At 69.0% G+C, this 1,772-nt stretch carries 3 protein-coding genes; all 3 read left to right on the top strand.

From position 1 onward, the window contains the following. A partial coding sequence (locus VGF12_RS23850; RefSeq protein WP_331178537.1) for a DALR anticodon-binding domain-containing protein occupies positions 1-659 on the top strand: 659 nt, incomplete at its 5' end. Further along, positions 656-1,195 (top strand): D-glycero-beta-D-manno-heptose 1,7-bisphosphate 7-phosphatase, encoded by a 540-nt coding sequence (gene gmhB / locus VGF12_RS23845; protein WP_128829986.1) that lies wholly within the window; start codon positions 656-658, stop codon positions 1,193-1,195. The genes VGF12_RS23850 and gmhB, both read left to right, overlap by 4 nt. Before the next feature lie 4 nt (positions 1,196-1,199). Beyond that, the coding region (locus VGF12_RS23840) for a lysophospholipid acyltransferase family protein (RefSeq protein WP_331178536.1) at positions 1,200-1,772 on the top strand (573 nt) is incomplete at its 3' end.

Genomic DNA, 1,772 nt, shown 5'->3' with positions numbered 1-1,772 from the left:
GCCTGCGCCGCGCCGCGCTGGGCCTGATCAGCGCCTTCGAACAACTGGCCGCGGGCGGCTGGCTGAAGATCAGCCAGGACGGTCCGCTGACCCTGGACGGCCTGCTGCAACTGGCCGCCGGCACGTTCGCGGACGGCAAGATCCCGTCCGACACGCTGGCCGAGGTCCGCACCTTCATCTACGAGCGCTACCGCAACCAGCTCATCAACGACTTCGATCGCAATGCCGTCGAGGCCGTGATCGCGCTGACCCCGCCGCTGCATCAGGTCGCCGAGCGCGTGCGCGCCGCCGCGGCATTCGCGCAATTGCCCGAAGCCGCCAGCCTGGCCGCCGCCAACAAGCGCATCGGCAACCTGCTCAAGAAGGCTGAAGGCGAGATCGGCACGGTGAACGACGCGGCGCTGGTGGAACCGGCTGAAAAGGCCCTGGCCGCGGCCGTGGCCGCCCTGCGTCCGAAGGCCGAGGCGCAACTGGCCGCCGGCGACTTCACCGGCAGCCTGTCCACGCTGGCCCAGGCCCGCGAACCCGTGGACGCGTTCTTTGCCGACGTCATGGTCATGGCCGAAGACCCGGCCGTGCGCGCCAACCGGCTGGCCCTCCTGGCCCAGCTGCATGGCCTGATGAACCAGGTCGCTGACATCTCCAGGCTCGCCCAGTGAAGCTCATCATCCTCGACCGCGACGGCGTCATCAATCAGGACAGCGACGCCTTCGTCAAGACGCCCGACGAATGGATCGCGCTGCCGGGCAGCCTGCAGGCCATCGCGCGCCTCACGCAGGCCGGCTGGAAGGTGGTGGTTGCCACCAACCAGTCGGGGCTGGCGCGCGGGCTGTTCGACATGGACACGCTGACCGCCATCCACACCAAGATGCGGCGCGAGCTCGCCGCGGTGGGCGGCAGCGTCGACGCCATTTTCATGTGCCCGCACGGCCCCGACGACGACTGCACCTGCCGCAAGCCGCGTCCGGGCATGTTCGAGCAGATCGGGCACCGCTACGACGTCGACCTGGCCGGCGTGCCGGCCGTGGGCGATTCGCTGCGCGACCTGCAGGCCTCCTCGGCAGCGGGATGCTCGCCGTGGCTGGTCCTGACGGGCAATGGCGCCAAGACGCTGGCCAAGGGCGGCCTGCCCGACAACACGCGCGTCTGCGACGACCTGTCGGCCCTGGTCGACGCCCTGCTGCAGGACGCGTGACCCGATGGCCTGGCTTCGTTCGTTCCTGTACTTCGTGTTCCTGGCCGTCACGGTCATTCCGTATGCCTTCGCCTGTGTCCTGTGGGCGCCGCTGCCGCTGCACTGGCGCTACAAGCTGACGGTCGGCTGGCCCCGGCTGGCCATCTGGGGCGCCAAGGTGTTCTGCGGCATCCGCTGGCAGGTCAAGGGCTGGGAAAACCTGCCCGACGGCCCCGCGGTGCTGCTGTCCAAGCACCAATCGGCCTGGGAAACCCTGTTCTTCCCGGCCTACATGCCGCGCGAGGTGTGCTTCGTCTACAAGAAAGAACTGCACATGGTGCCGTTCTTCGGCTGGGGCCTGGCGCTCTTGCGCATGATCGCCATCGACCGCGCCAAGGGCCGCGACGCTTTTGAACAAGTGGTCAAGCAAGGCCAGACCCGCCTGAACGAAGGCCGCTGGCCGCTGCTGTTTCCCGAAGGCACGCGCGTGGCGCCCGGCAAGACTGGACGCTTCAAGATGGGTGGCGCGCTGCTGGCCTCGCGCACTGGCGCCGTGGTCATCCCGGTTGCGCATAACGCCGGCGAATGCTGGCGCCGC

Origin of the sequence: Roseateles sp. (genome assembly GCF_036404855.1) — a bacterium.
Lineage (GTDB): Bacteria > Pseudomonadota > Gammaproteobacteria > Burkholderiales > Burkholderiaceae_C > Pelomonas.
The sequence above is the reverse complement of the archived record's forward strand: the minus strand, read 5'-3'. Positions and strand labels throughout refer to the sequence as shown.